The sequence below is a fragment of the Klebsiella sp. BDA134-6 genome, from assembly GCF_015601345.1.
GTDB classification, from domain to species: Bacteria; Pseudomonadota; Gammaproteobacteria; order Enterobacterales; family Enterobacteriaceae; genus Klebsiella; species Klebsiella grimontii.
The window spans coordinates 2111013-2132680 of sequence record NZ_CP064784.1 but is presented as its reverse complement, the minus strand read 5'-3'; the positions used below and the strand labels follow the sequence as shown (position 1 = coordinate 2132680).

20 protein-coding genes and 1 pseudogene are annotated in these 21668 nt (G+C 51.6%); 8 read left to right on the top strand and 13 right to left on the bottom strand.

Going from position 1 to position 21668, the window contains the following annotated elements; genetic code table 11:
- Positions 1 to 61 precede the first annotated feature (61 nt).
- From IYV58_RS09680 to IYV58_RS09635, 10 genes are all read right to left on the bottom strand, one after another.
- The gene (locus tag IYV58_RS09680) at positions 62 to 628 is read right to left on the bottom strand and encodes an RBBP9/YdeN family alpha/beta hydrolase (RefSeq protein WP_112165297.1); all 567 of its coding nucleotides are present in this window, start codon (positions 626 to 628) and stop codon (positions 62 to 64) included.
- Between the two features lie 32 nt (positions 629 to 660).
- Positions 661 to 1533 carry a triphosphoribosyl-dephospho-CoA synthase CitG gene (citG, locus tag IYV58_RS09675; protein ID WP_004131135.1) on the bottom strand — a complete coding sequence of 291 codons (873 nt, stop codon included), beginning with the start codon at positions 1531 to 1533 and terminating at the stop codon, positions 661 to 663.
- Positions 1508 to 2056, bottom strand: a complete 549-nt coding sequence (citX, locus tag IYV58_RS09670; protein ID WP_004131133.1) for a citrate lyase holo-[acyl-carrier protein] synthase — start codon at positions 2054 to 2056, stop codon at positions 1508 to 1510. Before citX ends, citG begins: the two co-directional genes overlap by 26 nt.
- Positions 2053 to 3573: a citrate lyase subunit alpha gene (citF, locus tag IYV58_RS09665; RefSeq protein ID WP_087828854.1), complete on the bottom strand. Its 1521-nt coding sequence runs from the start codon at positions 3571 to 3573 to the stop codon at positions 2053 to 2055. The genes citX and citF overlap by 4 nt, the downstream gene beginning before the upstream one ends.
- A 33-nt stretch (positions 3574 to 3606) precedes the next feature.
- Positions 3607 to 4482 carry a citrate (pro-3S)-lyase subunit beta gene (gene citE / locus IYV58_RS09660; RefSeq protein ID WP_024359623.1) on the bottom strand — a complete coding sequence of 292 codons (876 nt, stop codon included), beginning with the start codon at positions 4480 to 4482 and terminating at the stop codon, positions 3607 to 3609.
- Positions 4482 to 4772, bottom strand: a complete 291-nt coding sequence (gene citD / locus IYV58_RS09655) for a citrate lyase acyl carrier protein (RefSeq protein WP_004131130.1) — start codon at positions 4770 to 4772, stop codon at positions 4482 to 4484. The genes citE and citD overlap by 1 nt, the downstream gene beginning before the upstream one ends.
- A 24-nt stretch (positions 4773 to 4796) precedes the next feature.
- Positions 4797 to 5870, bottom strand: a complete 1074-nt coding sequence (citC, locus tag IYV58_RS09650; RefSeq protein ID WP_049112758.1) for a [citrate (pro-3S)-lyase] ligase — start codon at positions 5868 to 5870, stop codon at positions 4797 to 4799.
- A 63-nt stretch (positions 5871 to 5933) separates the two neighbouring features.
- Positions 5934 to 6797, bottom strand: coding sequence for a fumarylacetoacetate hydrolase family protein (locus IYV58_RS09645; protein ID WP_004131124.1), 864 nt, complete (start codon positions 6795 to 6797; stop codon positions 5934 to 5936).
- Between the two features lie 79 nt (positions 6798 to 6876).
- On the bottom strand, positions 6877 to 8115 hold the full coding sequence (locus IYV58_RS09640) for an MFS transporter (protein WP_004131122.1): 1239 nt from the start codon (positions 8113 to 8115) through the stop codon (positions 6877 to 6879).
- A 94-nt stretch (positions 8116 to 8209) separates the two neighbouring features.
- Positions 8210 to 9298 carry a 4-oxalomesaconate tautomerase gene (locus IYV58_RS09635; protein ID WP_004131120.1) on the bottom strand — a complete coding sequence of 363 codons (1089 nt, stop codon included), beginning with the start codon at positions 9296 to 9298 and terminating at the stop codon, positions 8210 to 8212.
- Between the two features lie 158 nt (positions 9299 to 9456).
- Here IYV58_RS09635 and IYV58_RS09630 point away from each other — a divergent pair, with 158 nt between their 5' ends.
- The 3 genes and pseudogenes from IYV58_RS09630 to IYV58_RS09620 all read left to right on the top strand — a co-directional run bounded on the left by IYV58_RS09630 (position 9457) and on the right by IYV58_RS09620 (position 12548).
- Positions 9457 to 10383, top strand: a complete 927-nt coding sequence (locus tag IYV58_RS09630) for a LysR family transcriptional regulator (protein ID WP_004131117.1) — start codon at positions 9457 to 9459, stop codon at positions 10381 to 10383.
- Positions 10384 to 10816: 433 nt separating this feature from the next.
- Positions 10817 to 11538, top strand: a pseudogene (locus IYV58_RS09625) (aminotransferase class IV); the annotation flags it as partial.
- A 431-nt stretch (positions 11539 to 11969) separates the two neighbouring features.
- Positions 11970 to 12548, top strand: coding sequence for a TetR/AcrR family transcriptional regulator (locus IYV58_RS09620; protein WP_004131113.1), 579 nt, complete (start codon positions 11970 to 11972; stop codon positions 12546 to 12548).
- Here IYV58_RS09620 and IYV58_RS09615 read toward each other — a convergent pair.
- The gene (locus IYV58_RS09615) at positions 12528 to 13619 is read right to left on the bottom strand and encodes an iron-containing redox enzyme family protein (RefSeq protein WP_195729544.1); all 1092 of its coding nucleotides are present in this window, start codon (positions 13617 to 13619) and stop codon (positions 12528 to 12530) included. The genes IYV58_RS09620 and IYV58_RS09615 overlap by 21 nt on opposite strands.
- A 212-nt stretch (positions 13620 to 13831) precedes the next feature.
- Between IYV58_RS09615 and IYV58_RS09610 the strand changes: the two genes are divergently transcribed.
- The 4 genes from IYV58_RS09610 (at position 13832) to IYV58_RS09595 (ending at position 18369) form a co-directional block, all read left to right on the top strand.
- Entirely contained in the window at positions 13832 to 14731 is a 900-nt protein-coding gene (locus IYV58_RS09610; protein WP_004131109.1) for a DMT family transporter, read from the top strand.
- 46 nt (positions 14732 to 14777) lie between these two features.
- Positions 14778 to 15917 carry an MFS transporter gene (locus tag IYV58_RS09605; RefSeq protein ID WP_004131107.1) on the top strand — a complete coding sequence of 380 codons (1140 nt, stop codon included), beginning with the start codon at positions 14778 to 14780 and terminating at the stop codon, positions 15915 to 15917.
- A complete protein-coding gene (locus IYV58_RS09600; protein WP_195729543.1) occupies positions 15890 to 17119 on the top strand; it encodes an aminotransferase class I/II-fold pyridoxal phosphate-dependent enzyme in 1230 nt (409 codons plus the stop codon). The genes IYV58_RS09605 and IYV58_RS09600 overlap by 28 nt, the downstream gene beginning before the upstream one ends.
- An 89-nt stretch (positions 17120 to 17208) precedes the next feature.
- The gene (locus tag IYV58_RS09595) at positions 17209 to 18369 is read left to right on the top strand and encodes an aromatic amino acid transport family protein (protein ID WP_162626024.1); all 1161 of its coding nucleotides are present in this window, start codon (positions 17209 to 17211) and stop codon (positions 18367 to 18369) included.
- 151 nt (positions 18370 to 18520) lie between these two features.
- On the opposite strand, the gene IYV58_RS09590 is transcribed toward IYV58_RS09595, so the two are convergent.
- Together IYV58_RS09590 and IYV58_RS09585 are read right to left on the bottom strand one after the other, a co-directional pair.
- Positions 18521 to 19135: a TetR/AcrR family transcriptional regulator gene (locus IYV58_RS09590; protein WP_004131104.1), complete on the bottom strand. Its 615-nt coding sequence runs from the start codon at positions 19133 to 19135 to the stop codon at positions 18521 to 18523.
- A gap of 186 nt (positions 19136 to 19321) precedes the next feature.
- Positions 19322 to 20161, bottom strand: a complete 840-nt coding sequence (locus tag IYV58_RS09585) for an AraC family transcriptional regulator (RefSeq protein ID WP_004131103.1) — start codon at positions 20159 to 20161, stop codon at positions 19322 to 19324.
- 199 nt (positions 20162 to 20360) lie between these two features.
- Here IYV58_RS09585 and IYV58_RS09580 point away from each other — a divergent pair, with 199 nt between their 5' ends.
- Entirely contained in the window at positions 20361 to 21668 is a 1308-nt protein-coding gene (locus IYV58_RS09580; RefSeq protein WP_004131102.1) for an alpha-glucosidase/alpha-galactosidase, read from the top strand.

Here is a 21668-nt window from a genome sequence, read left to right as displayed (position 1 = left end):
CCGTTTCAGAAGTTATTTATCTGAAGGTTGTTTATGTAATCGCGATATTCGGTTGGTAACATTAAGTTTTAATAAATTGCGGTAGCCCTTCACAAAATTCTGCTAACTGCTCCAGACCATAATTCCAGTCGCCGAATCCGGACTCAGCATTAATATGCCCGGCGTCACCCAGATCGATTAAACGTCCTCCCCAGCATTCCGCCCAGTACTGCGCTCGCTTAAAGGTCATTAACGGATCGTTTCGGCTGGCAAACATGAGGCTGGACGTCCGCAGACGCTCGGGAAGTACCGCCTCGTCCAGTTCGAAGAGCGATGGCTCCGCAGGCGCAACCATGACGATACCCGCTATATTCACCTTTTGTGTCTGAATCAGGCGACATGCGGCGAGCGCCCCAAAGCTATGCCCGACCAGCACAGCCGGGAGCTGACAGGTAGCCAGCTCCCGACGGATAGCGGACACCCAGGCATCAATATCCGGCTCCAGCCAGTTCCGCTGGCTTATCCGCTTCCAATACGGAAAACGACGACTCCAATAGCTTTGCCAGTGATGTTCATCGCTGTCTCGCAGGCCCGGCACCAGAATAATCGTCAACTTTTCGCGCAGCTGTTCCAGACGTTGGGTAGTCATTAAGCTTTCCTCTCCACGTTCAGTACCGCCCGTCAGGCCGGGTAATGGGAAAGTACCCAGCCAACGGCAAGGAGATCCGCGCTGCCGCCAGGGCTGAGATTTCTATCAATCAACGCCTTATCCATGTGTCTCAGCGCTTTTCTGAGCTTTTCACCCGCCAGGTGTTCCATCTTCAGAATGCGTTTTGCATAGCGCTGCACATACTGCAGGCCGCTTAGCCCGCCCCGGGACACCACATTGGTATCGGGGTTGAAGGCCATCAGGGCCAGCAGCATTCTGAGCAGCGCATCCTGCTCAGGTAGCCCCTCCCGCCGCGCTTTCTGCCACTGGGGCAGCCCAAACTGCCTGACGGTATAAAAACCGTTCTCCGCCTCACCCCGCGCGCCGCTAAACCCGAAGCGCTGAAAAATATGCTCGCCTTTGGTTTTGGCGAGGCCATTTTTTTTCAGTTCATGGCTAACCAGGCCCGCGCACATCGCACTGGTTTCCCGGCACAAATTGCGCTGGCTAAGCATCTGGTTGCGCTTAACAAGGCGCCCTGCGGCGGCACACAGCAGGCCGAGGGAAAAAATGCCGCCTTTGTGGGTGTTGACTCCCCCCGTGGCGTTGAACATCGCCTGTTCGCAGGCCAGTCCTGTGGGCCTTATCGCTAATAGCGTCTGCGGGGCAGGCAAATCCGCGGTCGCCACTCCCTGCGCAAAAAAGCGGGGGAACCAGGGCGAGACGGCGCGAATACTGGCCATAAACAGCGCGATGTTCATATCACGATGCGAGCCATTGTTCTCGCCATCAACCAGCCCGGGCTTTGGCGTTAATCTCACTTCCCGATACATCGCCTCGGCAGCCAGCCAGGCAATGCTTTCCCGTTGCTCAGCCCGTTCAGCGTTCACCGCGAAAGTAGTCATAGGCTAAATCCTCAATCACTTGCGCAAGTTCATTCTGAGAATGGCGGCGCATACGGGAACAGACGTGGGCAGCCTCATTGCAAATGAAGCATCTGCGCATCGGCTGTCGGATCGCGCTGCGCTTAATTAATCCGGATGTGGGACAAAAGACATCGATATCCCACAGACGCCCGAGAGGATGATGATCTTCAAGATGCGCCGTCACGTGCTTGATCATCCAGGCAGGCGCCGCTATGGACCAGAACGCTTCGGGCCCGGTGGGCTGAAAACTAACCTCGTGCCTGGAAACGTCCCAGCGATGTTTCCGCAGCAGCTGGCTGAACGCGTGCGTCGCCTGCGCCATAACCTGCCGGGCAAGCGGCGTATCTTTTACCTCGCCGGGCCAGACGAGCGTGGTGGATACCATCGGTTGTTCAAAGCGGCTCAGCCACGCCTGTTGTACACTCGCGCGCGCTTCTCTGGCTTTAAGGACTTCCTCAAGGGTGATAGAGGCGCAGGAAGCGTTTGTCGTTTCGTCGATCATTCTTTCACCTGCCTTACCACGTCAATGACGCTGCCATCGCGATAACGCACGACGCCGACAATGCGCGAGGTAAACTCGATCGGTTTCGGTTCGCCAGAAATCACCAGCGATGTCTGATAAAGCGCCTCGATATCAACAACCGGCAAACCGGCCGCCGTCAGCCTCTCTTTGACTTCCGGGCGGGCAGGATTCACGGCAATGCCGTGGTCGGTGACCAGCACGTCAATGCTCTCTCCCGGCGTTACGCGGGTTGTGACGTGCCTGACGACGGTGGGAATACGGCTGCGGATCAGGGGCGCGACCACGATAGTTAAATTTGCCGCCGCAGCGACATCGCAATGTCCGCCCGACGCGCCGCGCATCACGCCGTCGGAGCCGGTCAGTACGTTGACGTTAAAATCCGTATCAATTTCCAGCGCGCTTAAAATGACGATATCCACGCGGTCGCAGCAGGCGGCTTTCGCCGCCGGGTTGGCGTAAACGCTGGTCGAGATTTCAACGTGGTGCGGATTTTTCGCCAGCGACTCCCCCGCCGCGCCATCAAAACTTTGTGTATCCAGCAGCTTAGTAATCAGTCCCTTTTCATGCAGATCGACAATGCTGCCGGTAATGCCGCCTAAGGCAAAGCTGGCGACGATATTGTGCTTCCTCATGCGGGATTCCAGGAATCGCGTACAGGCGGTGGACGCCGCGCCCGATCCCGTTTGCAGAGAAAAGCCATCGCGAAAATAACCGGAATGCTCAATGACGTCCGCAGCAGACCGCGCGATCATCAGCTCTCGCGGATTGCTGGTCACGCGCGCGGCGCCAACGCTGATTTTCGCCGGGTCGCCTACGCTGTCGATTTTGACAATATAATCAACCTGATCCTGAATAATGCTGGCCGGCATATAGGGGAACGGTTCGATGCTTTCCGTCAGCAAAACCACTTTGCGGGCATATTTTGCATCGACCATCGCGTAGCCAAGCGAACCGCATCGGGATTTGCCGCCGCTGCCGCTGGCATTGCCATATTCGTCGCAGCAGGAGACCGCGAGGAACGCGACATCAATATTAATTTCACCCTTTTCAATCAGATTGACCCTACCGCCGTGCGAGTGGATCTGTACCGGCTCCTCCATCAGGCCGTGTGAAATCGCATCCGCTAATTCACCGCGCATCCCGGAGGTATAGATTTTGCTAATAACGCCTTGTTTAATATGCTCGATCAGCGGCGTGTTGCAGGTCATCAGGGAACTTGACGCCAGCGTTAACCCTCGCAAGCCTTTTTCCGCCAGCCGGGTCATAACGTAGTTAATCACTTTATCACCCTCGCGGAAGGCGTGATGAAATGAAACGGTCATCCCATCGCGTAAATCGCAGCGCGATAAAACCTCATCCAGCGTGTCGAAAAGTTTGCGCTGATATTTTTGCCGGGTATCCGCAAGATAGGGCGTATGGGTATTTGCGCCGGAAAATACCTCATATTGGTGCTGGGCGCCGGATATATTATGAAGGACTTCTGTTAATTGATTCATAGTTAAATCCTGTTGCTGGTGACTGAATGGAGATTATTGACGGATGCCGGAGGCATTTTTGCGTTCAATAACCACCCGGGCATGGTTGATGATCGGCGCGTCAATCATTTTGCCGTTCAGTGAAATCACCCCAAGTCCGCTACGCTCCCCTTCTTCGGCCGCGGCAATAACACGCTCCGCGTAATCAACCTCTTCCTGAGTGGGGGCATAGGCATTATGTAAGATCTCAATCTGCCGCGGATTAATAAGCGACTTACCGTTAAAGCCCATACGCTTAATCAAATCCACTTCTTTCAAAAAGCCGGCCTCGTCATTAATATCGGCATAGACCACGTCAAACGCATCAATGCCTGCCCCACGGGCCGCATGTAATACCGCGCAGCGCGCGTAAAACAGCTCGGTACCGTCGCCGCGTTCCGTTTGCATATCCATGACGTAATCAAACGCCGCCAGCGCAATTCCCATCAGGCGTTGAGATGCCCTGGCGATAGCGACGGCATTAATGACGCCCACCGCCGATTCAATCGCCGCCATGAGCTGCGTAGAGCCCACCGGACGGCCGCAGCTCTCTTCAATACGCACAATTTCACGCTCAAGCTGATAAATATCTTCCGGCGTATCGGTTTTGGGTAAACGGATAACATCGACGCCGGCGCGCACCGCCGCTTCGAGGTCTTTTAAGCCAAACGGCGTATTCAGCGGGTTAATCCTGACAACGGTTTCAATATCTTTATACATAGGATGCTGTAACGCATGGAACACCAGCAGCCGCGCGCTGTCTTTCTCTTTCAACGAGACCGCATCTTCCAGGTCAAACATGATTGAATCGGGTTTATAAATAAAGGCGGTTGAAAGCATAGCGGCGCTTGAACCCGGTAAAAAAAGCATGCTGCGACGTAATTTTTTCATCATAATTTTTCCCACGCAATTTCGTTGCTGGCCGTTCCCCGTAAAATCGCCGCCTGCATTCTGGCGCGGATAACACAGTCCAGCGCGCCCTTATCCTCCACAATAATCTGGCCCTGCGTAACGTTTAATATGGAAAGTGTTTCATTGACCACTGCCGTAATCTGTTCACCAAATTGTTTGTACACTTCACTGTTGATAGTTATATCGAGCCCATCATCGTAGGGGCTGACTTTGACAACCAGGTCGCTGGATTCGAGCGTCCCGGCGATTGCCGCATGTAATATTTTCATATAAATATCCTGAACAATTATTTATTAAGCATCGACCATATCCAAATCGGGCTGCTTTGATTGATTCGCTGATAACCATTTATATAAATAAGGCATGGTAGTCGCTGGCACCATACTTTTAACGGTGTGCATATCTTCGTGATTTAATAATTTCCTGACCGCAGAGGCGGAGATGGGAAGATTATTAATATCGGTCATCCTCTGAATCTCATTCACCTTGATACTGGCGGCAGGTATTGTCATCTCATCCTCCAGCCAGTGATGCATTGCATCATTATATTGCGCGGTCACCTTGCAAAAGGGTTCAGTGCCAACAAAGCGCTGATTAATATTTAAAGCCGGAGCAATGTAACGGCGGAACATAAGCAAATCTATTGCGGCATACACCTCATTAATGATTTGTTTTTCTTTGAGAAAGTAACCGGGAAATGTTCCTCGAGAAATAATGTATTTTGAGCCAGGGTGAACAGTAATATTTGGCAGGTGCCGTGAACCCTCCTGAACCATGGCAAACCGTTGCCGAAAAGAAAACGTGGACAGATCTTCCTCAACGACAAAGACATGTAGCCAGTCGCACGCTTTCGCCGCCTGCTCAATCAGATACTGGTGCCCTAACGTAAAGGGATTTGCATTCATCACAATCCCGCCGATATTTACGGCGGTCACCAAATGCTGGCCCCGCAGTTGACGGCAGTAGCGATGGATGCCAACCGGCGAATTTTCCATCAGCGTCGCTCTGTTATCGAGTGTGACCAAAGGATAAAATCCGCATCCCTGGAATGACCGCACATTATCCGGACACGTCAGAAGAAAAAGCTGATGTTCGCCGTTCTGAATAGCCTGCAACTCCGCTTCATGAATGATTTTCAGGCCTAACGCTGTGCCACGCCATTCTCTGGCAACCGCAATGCATTTTAACGTATTCCCCGCAAGCCCGGCGCAGGCAACCAGCTGCCGCTGACAGCGTGCGACAACAAATTGCTCAATGTCGCCGTCGATACCTAATCCATTGTTCTTCAGAAAGAGAATGATTTCTTCTCTGAAGGTACCGTTGCTAGTTTCCACTTTCTCGAATTCTAGCGTTTGGTCGGTGTACATCTTGTTTCTCCTGCCCATACCTTAATGGGCGTCAAAAAATAATCTTGCCCGAGCCTGCGGAGACTACGACATCTGCATTTCGTGCTGCGGTTTTGATTCGATAATCGTATTCATGAGATGACCAATATTTTCAATAACCACCTCGACCCGATCGCCTTGATGCATAAAGAGAGGGGGGGTTCTTTTTTTACCGACGCCGCCTGGGGAGCCGGTAATAATGACATCGCCGGGGCTGAGAGCAGTAAATGTACTGATATAGCTAATCAGATCGGCGACTTTATGGATCATATTGCTCGTCGAATCATTCTGAACCATGATGCCATTCAAATAGGTTTGAATAGACAAGCGGTGGGGATCGGGTATTTCATCAACGGTTGTCAGGCAGGGCCCAAATGCGCCGGTCTGCCGCCAGTTTTTCCCGGCGGTAAACCAGGCATGCTGCCAGTCGCGTACCGATCCATCCATATAGCAGCTATAGCCGGCAACATGGCTCAGGGCAGCGTCGGTCTCGATATTCATACCCGGTTTGCCAATAATAACGGCCAGTTCGCCTTCATAATCAAATTCATTAGATAGCGCGGGTTTTAATATCGGCGTTGCATGCCCGGTTTGCGAGTCAGGGAAACGAACGAAAAGGGTCGGTGCATCGTTGGTTTCAGAAAACTCTTTTCTTTTTTCCGCATAATTCATACCGACGCAGATAATTTTCCCAGGGCTTTCAATAACGGGTAAAAAAGTAATATCAGCCATCATAATATCGACCGGATAATTAACATACTGCCCGGCAATCTCAATGGCGCCCCACTGCAACAAGTCCTTCAGCGTACTATATTGATGACCAATTTTGCCACCCAGGTCAATAATGCCTGTCTCCGTCAAAATTCCATAACTCTTACGACCATGATGAACATAGCTTGCTAATTTCATGATGACACCTTACTAACATTGAATTTCTTTGCTCACGCCATTGGATATGACGTGAGTAATTTACTTCGCTACAAAGAATTTAAGACTCAACCGGAACCATGGCTTTTGTTTCGCTGGAAGACAAATACGTTGCAACCACCGCACCCACGGCCAGTAGCGCAATAATGAATCCCGTCATCCCCTGCCAGCCCATAGAGTGGAAAACAAAACCGTTCACGAAACCAATCACTGAGCCGCCCATGTAGTAGAAGAACAGATACAGCGCGACGGCCTGGCCTCGTGCATGCGTTGCATTTTTACTTACCCAACTTAAGCCAATGGAGTGACAACCAAAGAAACAGCCGGTAAAAACAACCGCGCCGATAATAAAGGTGACGACGTTAGAGGTTAAAGTCAGCAACATTCCCAGCGCCATCATTACAAACAGCGCGCGCAGGACTCTCATACTGCCGTATTTTGCGGAAAGGCGTCCCGCCTGAGGGGCGGTGAAAAAGCTCAAGGCAAAGCTAAAGGAGAGCAGGCCCGCATTCGCCGGAGAAATATGAAACGGTTCGCCTTTCAGGAAGAAAGCCAGGTAGTTATAGAGAGAGGTAAATACCCCAAAAATGATAAAGCTAATCACAAAAGCTAACGCCAGTTTTTTATTTTTAAAGTGAGATGCAGCGCCTTTCACTACACGAAGAACGTTAAGGTTTTGCGTTGGCTTAAAGTTCCGAGACGTCGGGAGCAAAAAGTTAACCAGCAAAGCAACCAAAATCAGGCTGATCGCAAAACCATAGAAAATGGTGTTTATTGAGATATGGTCGATCAGCTGGCTGGCCACAATACGCCCGGACATCCCTCCCATCGAGTTACCAAAGACGAAGTATCCAGTGACCACCCCAGCCACCACCGGCGCGACCTCCTCGCTGATATAGGCGGTTGCGGCAGCAGCGATACCGCTGAGCGCCAGACCAATGACCGCACGCAGAGCCACCAGCATCGCCCATGATTCGACAAGAGGACAGAGCATCGTCAGCAGTCCGCCAAGTAGCAGCGAAACGATAATTAATTTTTTTCTGCCGTAATGATCGGACAGCGTCCCGGTGAATAATAATCCTATCGCCAGAAGCGCCGTTTCTGCAGAAAGAATGATACTCACCTGACTAACCGGCACATCATATTCGACGGCCAGAACCGGTAACAGAGGTTGAATAAAAAAAAGTGAGGCTAATTCTGCAAGGCCGGATAGCGCCAGGGCCAGGATGATCCGAATATAATTACTGACCTTGACGGGAGCAGAATTAAGCTGGTTATCTTTCGTATGGGTTATAGCCATAAAATCCTCGACATTATTTTTTTAGGTACAGAGTTATGTAGCAACTACACGCTAGAGGACATCAGTACTTCATCGCATTAATGATATAAAATATTTATAACTCCTCCGCTAAAACATATTCCGGGACGCAAACCGTGCCTTCAAATAATTTACGGGAGGTTCTAATCACTGCGGCACGTGTTTTCTCAATGTCATTTCCCTCTTTAAGTAAAGATACGGAAATTTTCCCGCTTGGATGTTCAATATTAATTATATTGGTATACGGCGTCCTGGGCTGATCGGCCACAATGTGATGGGCTACCGACCCTTCAATTATGGTGGCCGTTGCTATGCCGATAGACCCCGTGATAGCCAGAGATTTATGGCAGGTATGAGGCATAAAATAACGAACTCTGATAGTCCCGCCTGCGCCGGGTTCACTCAGCAGAACCGGTTTTGGGATCACTTTATCGGCAACATCGCCCAGCCCCATTTTCGCACCCGCCTTACGCCGAATCGTTTCCAGCTTAGTCATAAAGGCGCTGTCAGCATCAAGGTCGGCCGGTGATTCGTCTCCTCTTTTTCCCATCCGCTCTGCCCTAATCAGCACCATCGGCATCGCCATATCGATGCAGGTGACTTCCACATCATCAATCACATCGACGACGTTACCGGTTGGCAGCAGCTTTCCCGTCTTGCATCCAGCGGAGTTAAGGAAAGTCAGGCCAATCGGCGCGGCGCAGCCCGGAACGCCATCAATGTGCGTATCGCCTTCATAGTTGACATAAAAATTCGGCGTTTGTACTTCCGCATCTACCAGCGTACCGGTATTCAGGTTGCGAATTCGCACTGTCGTCACCGGACTTTGCGCCTTAACAAGGCCTTTTTCAATCGCAAAGGGTCCTACGGCACAGAGCATGTTACCGCAGTTGGGCGTGGTATCGACGCGACGCTCGTTGACCATCACCTGGACAAATAAATAGTCAACATCAGCATCCGGACTGTCCGAGGGGCTAACAATAGCGACTTTACTGGTTTGGGGGCTGCCGCCGCCAATACCATCAATTTCAAGTTCGTGACCCGCGCCCATTAAGCCCAGCAGCACAGCATCGCGTTCTTCAATTTTTGTCGGTAAATCACTGGCCAGAAGCACCGGGCCTTTCGAAGTACCGCCACGCATCAGTACACAAGGAATCTTTAACATTATGTTTCTCGTTTCACGCATTGATAAGAGCAATGTCAGGATTCCACAGACGAATACATAATGCTAATGCCAATAAAACCAACCATTAATACGTTTTGCGTATAAATAGCGGTTAGGTTAGTGTGTTTGCATCGCGACAAAGTCTGGAGTGAAATCTTATGCTGCACGATCTTCAAGGTATACAAGCGTTTGTTAAAATTGCAGAAATTGGATGCTTCACAAGAGCATCACATTTTCTTCACACATCCCAACCGGCGTTAACGCGGCGGATCAAAAAACTTGAAGAGCAGCTTGGAGCTACGCTATTTGAACGGACAACCAGAAACATCAAACTCACGGCTGTAGGCAGAGAGTTTTTACCTAAGGCAAAGAATTTAATAGATTTTTATGAAAGCTCAATCCTGAGTATTAAAGAAATGGCCACTCATCAAAGCGGTGTCGTCACCCTGTCCTGTCTCCCCACCGCAGCGTTCTATTTCCTCCCCTCCGTCATCAGGGACTATAACAACCACTATCCCAATATCCGTATCCGAATCCTCGAGCACAGCGCCAGCGATTGTCTTGAAGCTGTCTTAAACGGTGACGCAGATTTCGGCATAAACATGATAAACATCACACATCCCAATATTGATTTCTCGCCGCTGGTCAATGAGCCTTTCGTATTAGCCTGCCGACGGGATCACGAACTGGCGCAGAAGTCGCTGATCTTGTGGGAAGACCTGGCCAACTTCAGGCTTATTGGCGTTAGACGCTCAAGCGGTAACCGCTCTCTGATCGATCAAGCGCTGGAGAATATGGACTGGAAGCCCAACTGGTTCTATGAGGTCAGGCATCTGTCGACATCGCTGGGTATGGTAGAAGCAGGGCTTGGCGTGGCAGTGGTTCCCAGTCTGGCCATGCCGACCGATGAGCATCACATTCTTGTCAGCCGTCCACTCGTTGAGCCGGTTATTCGCCGCACGCTCGGTCTCGTGCTGCGCAGAGAAACGGCGCTTAGCCCTGCAGCGGAAAAGTTCAGGGAGATGCTATTACAACTCTGGTCACAGGATACAAGCAGCCCGTGGATAGGGAAATTTACCCGCTAAAGCCGTTTTCATCTTCTGCACTCTATCGCCAGACGCTGCGTAAGGGGCACGGCGATATCATTCTCAGGCCGGGACGCTCGTCGGGCAAATATTGCCGCTCTTTGATGAGCCTGCCGGTCAGAAGTGATACTTTTAACAACCCCGCAAGCCATGACTCCCACCCGTTCGGTGTTTTTAAATTCGGCGACAGGAATAAACCACCTTAGAACGATAGCGTATTGAGTTATCAATAATCTGTGCAACACGCCATGATTAAGCTAAACAGCTTAGGTATCAGTAAATAACGTTCGGGCATGAGTTAAACCAGAAGAACAATAATGCACTGATAACAAACTCCGTCATCGTGTTCGCGTAATACATTGTTTTCAGAAATGACTTTCTCATCAGGGTAAAAATATGCCAGGAAAAATTCATAGATACGCATTGCCCACACGCAGATGTAAAAGTGGGGCTCGGCCATAGTCGTGATGAGCTAACCGATATGATGTACAACACGCTGAAGATCAACGGTATGACGGACGGCGCCCTCTGCGACTCATGGTCACCCGCGGCAAAAAGCTCACGCCAAATCAGGACCCGCGCTTTATCCTCGGTGGCGCTACTATCGTCTGCGTAGCGGAATATAAGGTTGTTGATGAACAGGCCAAACGGCGAGGCCATGCCTTGTTCACCTCGACCTATCGTACCAGCGCGCCGGATTTCTTCGATTTGCGTCTTAATTCCCACAGCCGCCTGCACTAGATTCAGACGCTATTGCCGGTGCAGATGAAGCGCTGATGATGGACCCTCATGGTTTCGTCGCCAGCTGCCACTCCACCAATTTTTTCTCGTATGCCGGGGCAAACTGTGGACCTCACACGGCCTGTACTGCTTTAACGGTATTACCCACCGCACGATCTTGTCGCTGGCGCGCCGGCAGGGCATCGGCGTGCAGGAAAGATCCTTTAGCCTTGTCTAAGCATTCACTGCTGACGAAGCTTTGTCACCGGAACGCTGGCAGGTATTACCCCGGTGAGCAGGCTCGACGGCAGGCGCTTCGACCTCAACGAAAATCCCGTGACCCAATGCATCAGCGGCTGGTATCAGGATTATTTACAGCAGGTGGAGTCGCCGCCCACCGACAATCGCCGGACGAAAAAAAACCCGCAGAGATAGCGCGGGTCGATTTAAATTCAAATCCATTGACTGCAAGTAACATCACAATAACCGAGCGTTATTTTATGACTTGTGTCACAAAAACATCACCCCCTGTTCGGGGGGGATGCTAACTTCTACCCGGCCTCCCTTTATCCGTCCCGAGCGCAAGGTGAAGGGCATAAGGGCATGAAATGGCGACGCCTGCGTATTTCTGTTTCATGCGCAACTGAGATGGCCTGAGGATTTTTGCTTTTTTCGAGGCCGGATGTAAGAATCGACGTACGTTTTTGATGGGTTAACGCGTTCACTCATGCCGCCCACCGCTGGGGCATGGATATCGGTACCGGGATAACATTGCGTCTGCATCGTTGCGATGCCCGCCCGACATATCAACTGCTGACTGCTATCTACCAGAGCCCTCTGTATTACTACCTTCAACGGGAAACAGTATGAAGCCAAAACAAGCGGAAATTATCCGCCATTCTATGTCCCTGTTTAACAAAGAGGGGTATCAGTCGCCGAGTATTGACCGAATTTCGGAGAACGCGGGCATCTCCAAAATGACGTTCTACCGCTACTATCCGGATAAAGAGGCGCTCATTCTTGATATTTTACAGCAGAAAGAGTGTGAGTTTATGCAGGCGCTGCAGGACATTACCGCGGATAAGCCCACGGGGCGTGAGAAGCTATTTGCCGTCTTTGAATACTACAATAACTGGTTCACCTGTGCGGATTTTCACGGCTGCATGTTCACCCGCGCCCTGTTTGAATACGGGACCTCGTCTCCCGCTATCCGAACGATATGTTCACAGTTTAAATCGCGCCTCTACCAGTTTTTCCGCGACATCCTCATCGGGCTATTAAAACCAGAGCCTGCGGAACGGGTGGCGATGATGATGCTTATGCTGATTGATGGCGCGATTGCCGCCCAACAGGCCGAGTCATCGGAGTGCCGGGAGATCCCTCCCGGAATAACGGCCTGGAGCGCGGCGAAAGCGCTTATCTATTCAGAGGGCGGCACCCTCTGATTCGCGGTCAGCGAGCGTGCGTAACGCCTCCAGCAGACAATCGTAATAATCGCAGCAAGTCTGAAGACGCAGCGCTGCGCCAGAGTAGACCTCTTCCAGCGCAGCCGGATTTTTATTGCCGATCGGTACGATAACGTTATTCAGCCATCCATCCGCATGGCCGATATCAACCTCGATATGCTCTGAGTAATAATGGACGTCGCGATCCGATAGCCCGATACGGCGGCATCCTGCCACCAGCTTCTGGTACTGCGGCGGATCCAACAGTTCCGTCATCGCCATGACGCCAAGCGATTTGTAGTAATGCTGACGGTTAACGCCACCCAACATAAACGCGTTGTAGCCAGCGAGCCCCTGCCAGTCGTACAGATGGGCAAAATGGTTTTCAGGCAACGCAATATCCCTTCGCTTCAGTAAATCCTTATACAGATTAACGTGCGTGATCTCCTGGCTGCCCTGGCCTATTTCATCCCAGAGATTCTGGGCAATCTCTGCGCGCGTTTCAGGCAGAGAACCGACCAGCCCCATTGCCACCAGATCGAAAAACAGCAGATTCAGCGCGCTATCGCTTTTGAAGAAATAGTCTATTTGCGTAACGGAAGCAGAAGCAGCGAGAAAATCAAACAGAGGATGGTGCGAGGCCGGGTGTTTCTGACAGAGGTCACGAAGTTCCTCAACGATATTGCCGGCGTTAAGCGCGGGTATCGGGAATGCGAACCGTTTTTTTTCCACCCGTAGCCATTCTGACTCGATGTAGCTTCTAATCCCGCAGAGCAAGGGATGGAACTGGTTTTTTGCCGCTGCCGATAGCGGCTCCGCCAGCCATGCCTGGTACAGTTTAAACAGCGCGCCGTGGGCACGCTTTTTAGCCTGCGGATCGTTGGCGGTAAAAGCTTTGATGCAGGTGTTTTCGGTCAGGTACCAGACTCTGTCGGCCAGTAGCGGATTGGCCGTAAGTTTTAGTGAAAGCGCGTTGCTGTGGAGAAGCTGGTCAATCATGTCATCCAGAGAGAGCCTGGCCATTGCGGAATGCTGTTCATTCCCGGTGAAACCATTTTCTGTCTTACGCATCGATTTATCCCTGTATAATGCATGGTATAGATACGTTATCGTACAGATATATATGCTGCAATCAGATTTTTTGCACATGCGTAACAAATTTTTAATTATTTGTTTTTTAAACAAAAAATATCAAAAACCAAAATAATAATAAAATTTAATTGATATATTAAAAAAAATAAAGTTACCATTTAGTACAGTTCGAAGCGATGCAAGGAATCAGCATGCCTTACCTGTTACTCACGCTGGCGGCCCTGTTTTGGGGAGGGAATTATGTCGTAGGGCATATTCTCGTTCAGGGCGCGGACCCGATCCTGATGACCGAAGCGAGATGGGCGTTGACCGCGATACTGCTGGTATTGCTCTATCAGCGGCAAATCCGCGACAGTCGCCTGCTGTTCCGCCAAAATGCGCCAACGCTGCTGATTTTAACGCTGTGCGGGCAGGTAAGTTTTCCCTTAACTCTCTATATTGGCCTGCAGTCGACTTCGGCGCTGAACGCAGCGATTTACATGTCTGCGACCCCCTGCATGGTGCTTATTATTAATCGGTTGATTTTCCGCGACCGGGTGTCGGCGCGTAACTGGTGGGGGGTACTTTTTAGCACCGCAGGCGTCCTGCTGCTGCTTCTGCACGGCAATCTGACCAACGCTGAGGGGCTAAAAGGCTTTAGCCAGGGCGATCTGTGGGCAATGGGGTCCGCGCTGAGCTGGGCGGTATATTGCTCTCTGTTACGTAACAAAGATCGTCGTATCCCCGCCAACGCTTTCGTCGCCGTCAGTTCGCTTCTCGGTGCCCTTATTCTGCTTCCGGTGGTGATTTTCTGGCTGTGGCGGCATCCCGCGACCTCATTCGCTTCGTACCACGATATCGCTTTCCTGACCGGACTGGCGTACCTGGTTATTTTCCCCTCATGGCTAGCCTACTTATTCTGGAATAAAGGCATCGCGGCCATTGGCGCCACTCGCGGGGAAATTTATACCCATATTATTCCGCTATCTGGCGGCATATTAAGCATTCTGTTTTTACACACCCAGCCGCACCTCTATCACTTACTGAGCACGCTGCTAATTTTGACCGGGATCGCTATTTGTTCACTCGCTAAAAAAACAGCACCGCATTAAAAATAATAACGCCACGTTTTAATCAATATTAACCGAAGAGTTTAACATGCTCAGGATATACTTATACCTTATTCTCGCCGCATCGGTTTCCGCGCTGGCGACAGATATGATCGTGCCGGCGCTACCTCTGTTACAAAAAGCGTTCCACAGCGATTATTCATCTATTCAGTTAACCATTAGTGGTTTTCTGGTGATATACGCCTGTAGCCAATTATTATCAGGGTTTATCGGCGAAAAGCTGGGTAAATTACGCGTGCTGACGGCCAGCTTTTTGCTTTTCCTGGCGGGGAGCCTCCTCTGTTTTATGGCCGATAGTTTATCAATGCTGTTGGCCGGCAGAGCATTACAGGCCGTGGGCGCCGGGGCAGGACCGGTTCTGTCTAAAGCCATCGCCAAAGAGACGTTTTCTCCCCTGACGCTCAAGCGCGCCCTTTCCGATATTTCTTCCGCCAGCGCGGTGGTTCCGCTTATTGCGCCGCTGGCCGGCGCCGCAATCCTCGGCCATCTGAGCTGGAACCATATATTCCTCGTTATGGCCCTGTTTAGCGTCGTTACCCTCCTGCTGTCTCCGCGCCGCCTTGGGCATCGCGATAGCGCTGCGGCGCCCTCTTCTTCCGGGTTTATCACGCCGGCATTTATCCAGGGAACGCTGCTGGTTTCGCTGATCCTGAGTTCGCTGTTTTGCTATATCTCGCTGTCGCCGGCCATTTTTATGCAGCAGCTTGGGCTGAGCACAATGCACTACTCGCTGCTGTTTTCCGCTTCCGTGTTGTTTTTTATTATTGGCAATCAGTTCTCAAAATTTGAGCGCATAAATAACCCCTGGATTTTGTTTATCATCAATGCGCTGGCGGTCACCCCATTTATTATCGGTAGCCACTCACTCATATTATGCATCGCTGGATCGATGATTTTTAATTTCAGCCTTGGCGCCTATTACCCGACCGCCAACTTTATCGCACTGCAAATCAAAGGTACTAAAACCGGTATTGCGGCATCGGTCACCGGTTTTATTCAAACAGTCTGCGCCGGCGCCATCAGCTATTTCGCTGTAAAACTCACAGACACCGGCCTGGGGTTTGACAGAACCCTCGGCACGAGCACGTTAACGCTGGCAATTTTATCTCTTCTGGTAGTCACGACAATGAAGGTAACGCAATGGAAAACTGGCAAAAAAGGAAAATAGATAGATCGCTAAAATATCAAACCAGGGTGTTCTCTGAACATATTAATGAACTGGTGGTAGCCAAAAGGGATGGCAAGGTCATTACCCTCGACGATGGCAGAAAAATGGTGGAGTTTGTCTCATGCTCCTATCTTGGGCTGGAGACTCATCCGGCGCTGAAAATAGCGGTTATCGACGCGATTGAGCGTTTTGGCGTGCAGGTTTCCGTCGCCAGAACGCGGGTAAAAGTCGATCTATTCCCGCAGCTGGAAGCGCGACTGAATCAAATCATGCATGGGGCTCATACCCTGACGTTCAACGCGGTGACGCCCTGCCATATCGCGGTATTACCGCTGCTGGCGTCCGGGACGCTGCCGCATTTTACGTTCAGTAAAAAACCCTATTTTATTATGGAGAAGACCGCCCACGCGACGCTGCAAATCAACCGTGGTCTTTTACAGCAGTTCGGGGACGTCGTCAGAATTGATTTCCAGGATACGCCGCGGATCGAAGAGGCCTTTCGCTATGCCGCCAGCCAGGGACTGACGCCGATATCGGTATCAGACAGCGTAGGCTCCATGGGCGGAGTCGCCCCGGTCACGCAGATTGTCCGCCTGGCGCATCAGTATGACGGCTACGCATATATAGACGATGCGCATGGCACCTCTATCTACGGCGACTACGGTTCGGGATATGTGATGGCATGCCTAGGCCATCGGCTTGACGAGCGTATTATTATCGCCGGATCGCTGTCTAAAGCTTTTGGCTCGCACGGCGGATATATCGCCTGTCACGCCGCAGAAACCATCAATTTTATTAAGACCTATGGCACAACCTACGCCTTTGGCGGACCGCCGTCATTGCCAGGGATTGCCGCCTGCGTAGCCGCCGCCGACCTCCACCTGGACGGCACCGTCGCTGCCCGCCAGGAGAAGTTACAGAATGTCATTCGCTATTTTGACGAAGTTTTCGGCAAGACCGAAATCGTAAACCGGGGTACCACGATGCCGATTCGGGGGATCCTGATTGGTAACGAAGATCTCGCCATCACGATGTGCAAAAAGCTGCACGATCGCGGCTTCGCGACGACCGTGGCGATGTATCCGACCGTTGAAGAAGGGCACGCCATTTTGCGCTGCGCTTTATCAGCTCTCCACGAGAGCGGGCAAATCGACGACTTCTATCGAAACTTCAGAGAATCACTGGCTGAAGCCACGAAATAAATAGCTGCTGCCGGCCTGCTTCGTCAGGCCGCTTACGGACACTCATTCATATGAAAGGAACAGGGTTCCCTCTGCGCGGAACGTCTCTCATGGTGGCGACCATTATCGGCGGCGGCATGTTCGCGTTGCCGATCGCGTTCGTCCACGTATGGTTTTTAAAAGGCCTGCTGATCCTCTCGGCAACGGGCATATTGATGCTGATGACGGGGCTAATCCTCGTTGACATCACGATGCGATTTCCTCCCGGCGCCAGCTTTCATACTTTCACCAGCGCGCTGCTCGGCCCCGCCGCCAGCGTTATCATCGGGGTAGCCTTCTGCTTTGTGCTCTACCTACTGACCTACGCGTACATCTCAGGCGCCGCGTCAATATTGCGCGATCTCTTACCGCCCGATGCCAGGGGCCGCAGCTGGCTGCCGATAATACTGCTGTCGCTGACGACCTCGGCGATCCTGTGGGCAGGCGGCAGATTACCCGGCTATATCCTCTCCGGCCTTATCGCCGCCAAGTTCACCCTGTTTTTTCTGCTGTTCGCCGGTGCCGCGGGTGGCGTAAAGCCGCTCAGATTGTTCGACATCTCCGCCAGCACGCCGCTCGGGTATTACCTGCCGATCGTGCCGGTCTGTATTATCGCTTTTGGCTTTCATGGCAGCGTGCCCTCCCTGAGCAGAATGTACAGACTGGATAATCATCGCGCGGTTACCCGCTCTCTCTATTACGGCTTTGCGGTTTCACTGATCGTCTACGCTTTCTGGCTGACGCTGACCATGGGCGCGCTCACGCCTCAGGCGATCCAGCATGTCAGCGACCAGGGCGGGAACATCGGGGCCTTCATTACCGCCCTTAATATCCACCAGACCACCTCGGCGACCCGCCTGACGCTGGTCTCCTTTGGGTGTATTGCCGTTTTAGCCTCACTGATGTCGGCCTCAATCGGCTTGAGTGATTATCTTGAGGATATACTGAATAAAATCAGCCGCCGGGGATCGCGCCCGCTGGCAATATTTCTGACCTATTTCCCTCCTGCTCTGGCCTGTATTTTCGCCCCACAAGGATTTTTATCTGCTCTCGCCTTTGCCGGCATTTCACTGGTGCTATGGAGTATATTATTGCCGCCTTATTTACTCATTAAGGCCAGGCGCTCCGCCCTGCCGCCGGTATATATTTTCCCGGCCAGCAATGTCCTTCTGAAAATGATGATTATCGTCGGCGCCCTACTCTGGCTACTGATGATTTACGCTTTTCTTTAGTAGATATGCATCGCAAGGTCAGTAAAAAATGCTTCAGCTGGGCCATCAAATCCCGGCACAGACGACAAGCGGCAAAAAGCCTGAGCATGGGAAACGCTTAATCAGCTCCCGCATACTCAGACCAGTGACCAAAAAAAAGAGCGGTTATCATTCAGGGGGCCAGGCTTCTTAGAATCAACGAGGAGAGAATGACCGCTGCCGTCGGCGCCGCTTCAAGGTTAAACTGCAGCTGAACAGGGTTAATGAAGGGGCACATCACCATGTATATCGCATAGGTTGCCTCGTCAAGAGGGGTTTTCCTCTCGAACTCGCCGGCCTGCCTGCCTTCGACAACAATGCTTTCAATCAGCTTTAACAGGCGTTCCGCATACCTTTCCGTTGATGGCCACTTCTCCCGGGAGGCGACGGCGGCAATGTCATAGAGCTTACGATCGTGGAAAAACAGTTCGCTTCCCGCTTCGGTGAGCGCGCGAAACAGGCGGCGTAATTTTTCGCTGGCTGATGGCGCATCCGCCACCGCTGCAAGTACCGCCGTCATGATCGTCTCCAGGCGGTTAGCGCAGATCACTTCGCCGATAGCCTGTTTGGAATCGAAAAACTTATAGATGTAGGCCTTTGAAAAACCGATAGATTTAGCCAATTCCGCTACGGTGGTTTTTTCGTAGCCGTAATGCCCGAAATGCTCAAATGCGGCGTTGACGATTTGCTCCCGGACGCTGTGATCGAGCGGGCCACGTGCTGATGGTACGTTCATTTTTTTAGTCATTCTGTTAGCTTAACGCGGTGGTCTTTGATTGACAAATAGTGACCATTTTATCATTCAGCCACAATTTCGCTTGATGCAAGGTCATATAAAATTGTATCAGACAAAATCGTCCGCCAACAAAAGCATCGGCTCCCCCCGATAAAACTTTATTTCAACCACACCACAGAGGTAAATAAGCGGTAAACGTCACGTCGCCGGCTGCTGTTCAGAAAGGTATTTTTGCCGCCATTTAGCCGGAGATACGCCGTGCATTTTCTTAAAAGCCTTAGAAAAATGCAGCTGATTTTCATAGCCTACGGAAATACCCACAACTTTAATCGCCGTATTGCTGTTTTTGAGAAGGCTGACGGCGATGCTCATACGAAAATTGAGCAAATACTCCTTGGGACCTATACCGTAGGCGCTTTTGAACAACCGGCAAAGGTAGCTACGGTTGATATTGCAGTATGCGGCCAGGCTCTCAACGGTCAGAGGTTCGTGGTAGCGATTTTCAATTTTTTTGATCGCCTTTTGCAGGTGTCTGGTCTTGTCATCACGGAGAGGAGCCCGGTGATCATGCGTATTGCTGATTAAGGTCGAAAAGAAGAGATAGCACAGCCCCTGCACCTTCAGCCGGTGTTCATCGCCATGTTCGATAATGTGCCGCAGGTAGCCGAGGGCGCTGAGGTTGTCATTATTCAGATTGGGTCGGTAAATTGGCGATTGCCGGCTCAGATGGCACTCCGCGAAAATTCTGGCGGCGATCAGCCCATCGACCTCAAGCCACATATAATGCCAGGGATCTTTTTTATCCGCGCAGTAGGTGGTCACATCATGGGGGTGGATCAGAAACCCCTCCCCCGCGACGACAGGAAAAGCGCCGGATTCACTGTAAAAGGTGCCGGTTCCACTTATCACATAATGAAATAGATAATGCTGACGGACAGCGGGGCCATAACGGTGCCCCTTATGACAACTCTCCTCGCCGTACTGGTACAAGTTCAATTCGATATTGTCGGTATGATTGAGAGTAAAAGTCTTGTGCATCAGTAACTCGCGATTTTTTCCCCTCACATTATCAGAGATACCGCCAGTAAAGTCCCCCGGTTCAGTCAGATTCAGAGCTGGCTCACACTTTCTTTGCGACATCATTTTTCGCCATAGCAATATCACATTTAGCCATATTTCCGGGTCACGCCGCAGCGTACAGTCTGCCTGACGAAAACAGCAGGAACGGAGAAATACCATGATTAAAGTGACATTTATGGGCGCGGGCAGCACCATTTTCGCCAGAAACGTACTCGGGGACATTATGGCGACCCCGACGCTGAAGGAGGTGGAGATTGCACTGTACGACATCGACGGCGCGCGTCTCAATGAATCACTCGCCATGTTGAACAATATCAACAGCAATACCAATGCGGGCAGAGCGAAGATCGCCGCTTACCTTGGCGTTGAGAATCGCCGCGCGGCATTGAAAAACGCCCATTACGTGGTGAATGCCATCCAGGTCGGCGGCTACGACCCTTGCACCATTACCGACTTCACTATCGCGAGAAAATATGGTCTCCGGCAGACGATTGCCGATACCCTGGGAATTGGCGGTATCTTCCGCGCACTGCGCACCATACCCGTAATGTTTGATTTCGCGCGGGATATCGAAGCCGTCTGCCCGAACGCCTGGTTACTGAACTACACCAATCCTATGGCCACGATAACCGGCGCTATGCTGCGTCATACGGAGGTGAAAACGGTCGGACTTTGCCACAGCGTTCAGGTCTGCGCTGAAACGCTGTTGAAAAGCGTGGATATGCCAACCGACGACGTGCAATTTCATATCGCGGGTATCAACCACATGGCCTGGCTGCTGGACATTCGCCGCCACGGCGAGGATCTGTACCCGGAAATTAAGCGCCGGGCCAGCGCCCTGCAGGGCAAGCATGATGATATGGTGCGCCATGAAATCATGAAAACTTTCGGCTATTACGTCACCGAATCGTCAGAGCACAACGCCGAATACATGCCTTACTGGATCAAACGCAACTACCCGGAACTGATTGAACGATTCAATATTCCGCTGGATGAATATCCGCGCCGGTGTATTGAGCAGATTGAACAATGGCAGCAGCAGAAAGTGGCGCTGACCCATGACACCAGCCTGACCCATAGCCGTACCCATGAATACGCGTCTTATATCATCGAAGCGATGGAAACCGATCGGCCCTATAAAATTGGCGGTAACGTGCTCAACACCGGTTTGATCACTAACTTACCTTCCGAGGCCTGTGTCGAAGTCCCTTGTCTGGTGGATGGCCAGGGCGTCACGCCATGCTACGTCGGCAACTTGCCTGAGCAACTGGCGGCGCTGAACCGTACCAACATCAATACCCAACTGTTGACCGTCGAGGCGGCGGTTACGCGCAAGCGCGAAGCTATCTACCATGCCGCTCTGCTCGACCCGCACACTTCCGCCGAACTGTCGATCGATGACACCCGCAAGCTGTGCGACGAATTGATTGACGCGCATGGCGACTGGCTTCCCACCTACCATTAA

Excerpts from the sequence above, each read along its gene's own strand:
- IYV58_RS09590 (WP_004131104.1), bottom strand. The coding sequence starts at position 19,135 with ATGACTAAAAAAATGAACGTACCATCAGCACGTGGCCCGCTCGATCAC.
- IYV58_RS09640 (WP_004131122.1), bottom strand. The coding sequence starts at position 8,115 with ATGGCTATAACCCATACGAAAGATAACCAGCTTAATTCTGCTCCCGTC.
- IYV58_RS09630 (WP_004131117.1), top strand. The coding sequence starts at position 9,457 with ATGCTGCACGATCTTCAAGGTATACAAGCGTTTGTTAAAATTGCAGAA.
- IYV58_RS09605 (WP_004131107.1), top strand. The coding sequence starts at position 14,778 with ATGCTCAGGATATACTTATACCTTATTCTCGCCGCATCGGTTTCCGCG.
- IYV58_RS09635 (WP_004131120.1), bottom strand. The coding sequence starts at position 9,298 with ATGTTAAAGATTCCTTGTGTACTGATGCGTGGCGGTACTTCGAAAGGC.
- IYV58_RS09600 (WP_195729543.1), top strand. The coding sequence starts at position 15,890 with ATGGAAAACTGGCAAAAAAGGAAAATAGATAGATCGCTAAAATATCAA.
- citG (WP_004131135.1), bottom strand. The coding sequence starts at position 1,533 with ATGACTACTTTCGCGGTGAACGCTGAACGGGCTGAGCAACGGGAAAGC.
- citE (WP_024359623.1), bottom strand. The coding sequence starts at position 4,482 with ATGAAAAAATTACGTCGCAGCATGCTTTTTTTACCGGGTTCAAGCGCC.
- IYV58_RS09615 (WP_195729544.1), bottom strand. The coding sequence starts at position 13,619 with ATGCGTAAGACAGAAAATGGTTTCACCGGGAATGAACAGCATTCCGCA.
- IYV58_RS09580 (WP_004131102.1), top strand. The coding sequence starts at position 20,361 with ATGATTAAAGTGACATTTATGGGCGCGGGCAGCACCATTTTCGCCAGA.
- IYV58_RS09595 (WP_162626024.1), top strand. The coding sequence starts at position 17,209 with ATGGTGGCGACCATTATCGGCGGCGGCATGTTCGCGTTGCCGATCGCG.
- citD (WP_004131130.1), bottom strand. The coding sequence starts at position 4,772 with ATGAAAATATTACATGCGGCAATCGCCGGGACGCTCGAATCCAGCGAC.
- citX (WP_004131133.1), bottom strand. The coding sequence starts at position 2,056 with ATGATCGACGAAACGACAAACGCTTCCTGCGCCTCTATCACCCTTGAG.
- IYV58_RS09610 (WP_004131109.1), top strand. The coding sequence starts at position 13,832 with ATGCCTTACCTGTTACTCACGCTGGCGGCCCTGTTTTGGGGAGGGAAT.
- IYV58_RS09645 (WP_004131124.1), bottom strand. The coding sequence starts at position 6,797 with ATGAAATTAGCAAGCTATGTTCATCATGGTCGTAAGAGTTATGGAATT.
- citF (WP_087828854.1), bottom strand. The coding sequence starts at position 3,573 with ATGAATCAATTAACAGAAGTCCTTCATAATATATCCGGCGCCCAGCAC.
- IYV58_RS09680 (WP_112165297.1), bottom strand. The coding sequence starts at position 628 with ATGACTACCCAACGTCTGGAACAGCTGCGCGAAAAGTTGACGATTATT.
- citC (WP_049112758.1), bottom strand. The coding sequence starts at position 5,870 with ATGTACACCGACCAAACGCTAGAATTCGAGAAAGTGGAAACTAGCAAC.
- IYV58_RS09620 (WP_004131113.1), top strand. The coding sequence starts at position 11,970 with ATGAAGCCAAAACAAGCGGAAATTATCCGCCATTCTATGTCCCTGTTT.
- IYV58_RS09585 (WP_004131103.1), bottom strand. The coding sequence starts at position 20,161 with ATGCACAAGACTTTTACTCTCAATCATACCGACAATATCGAATTGAAC.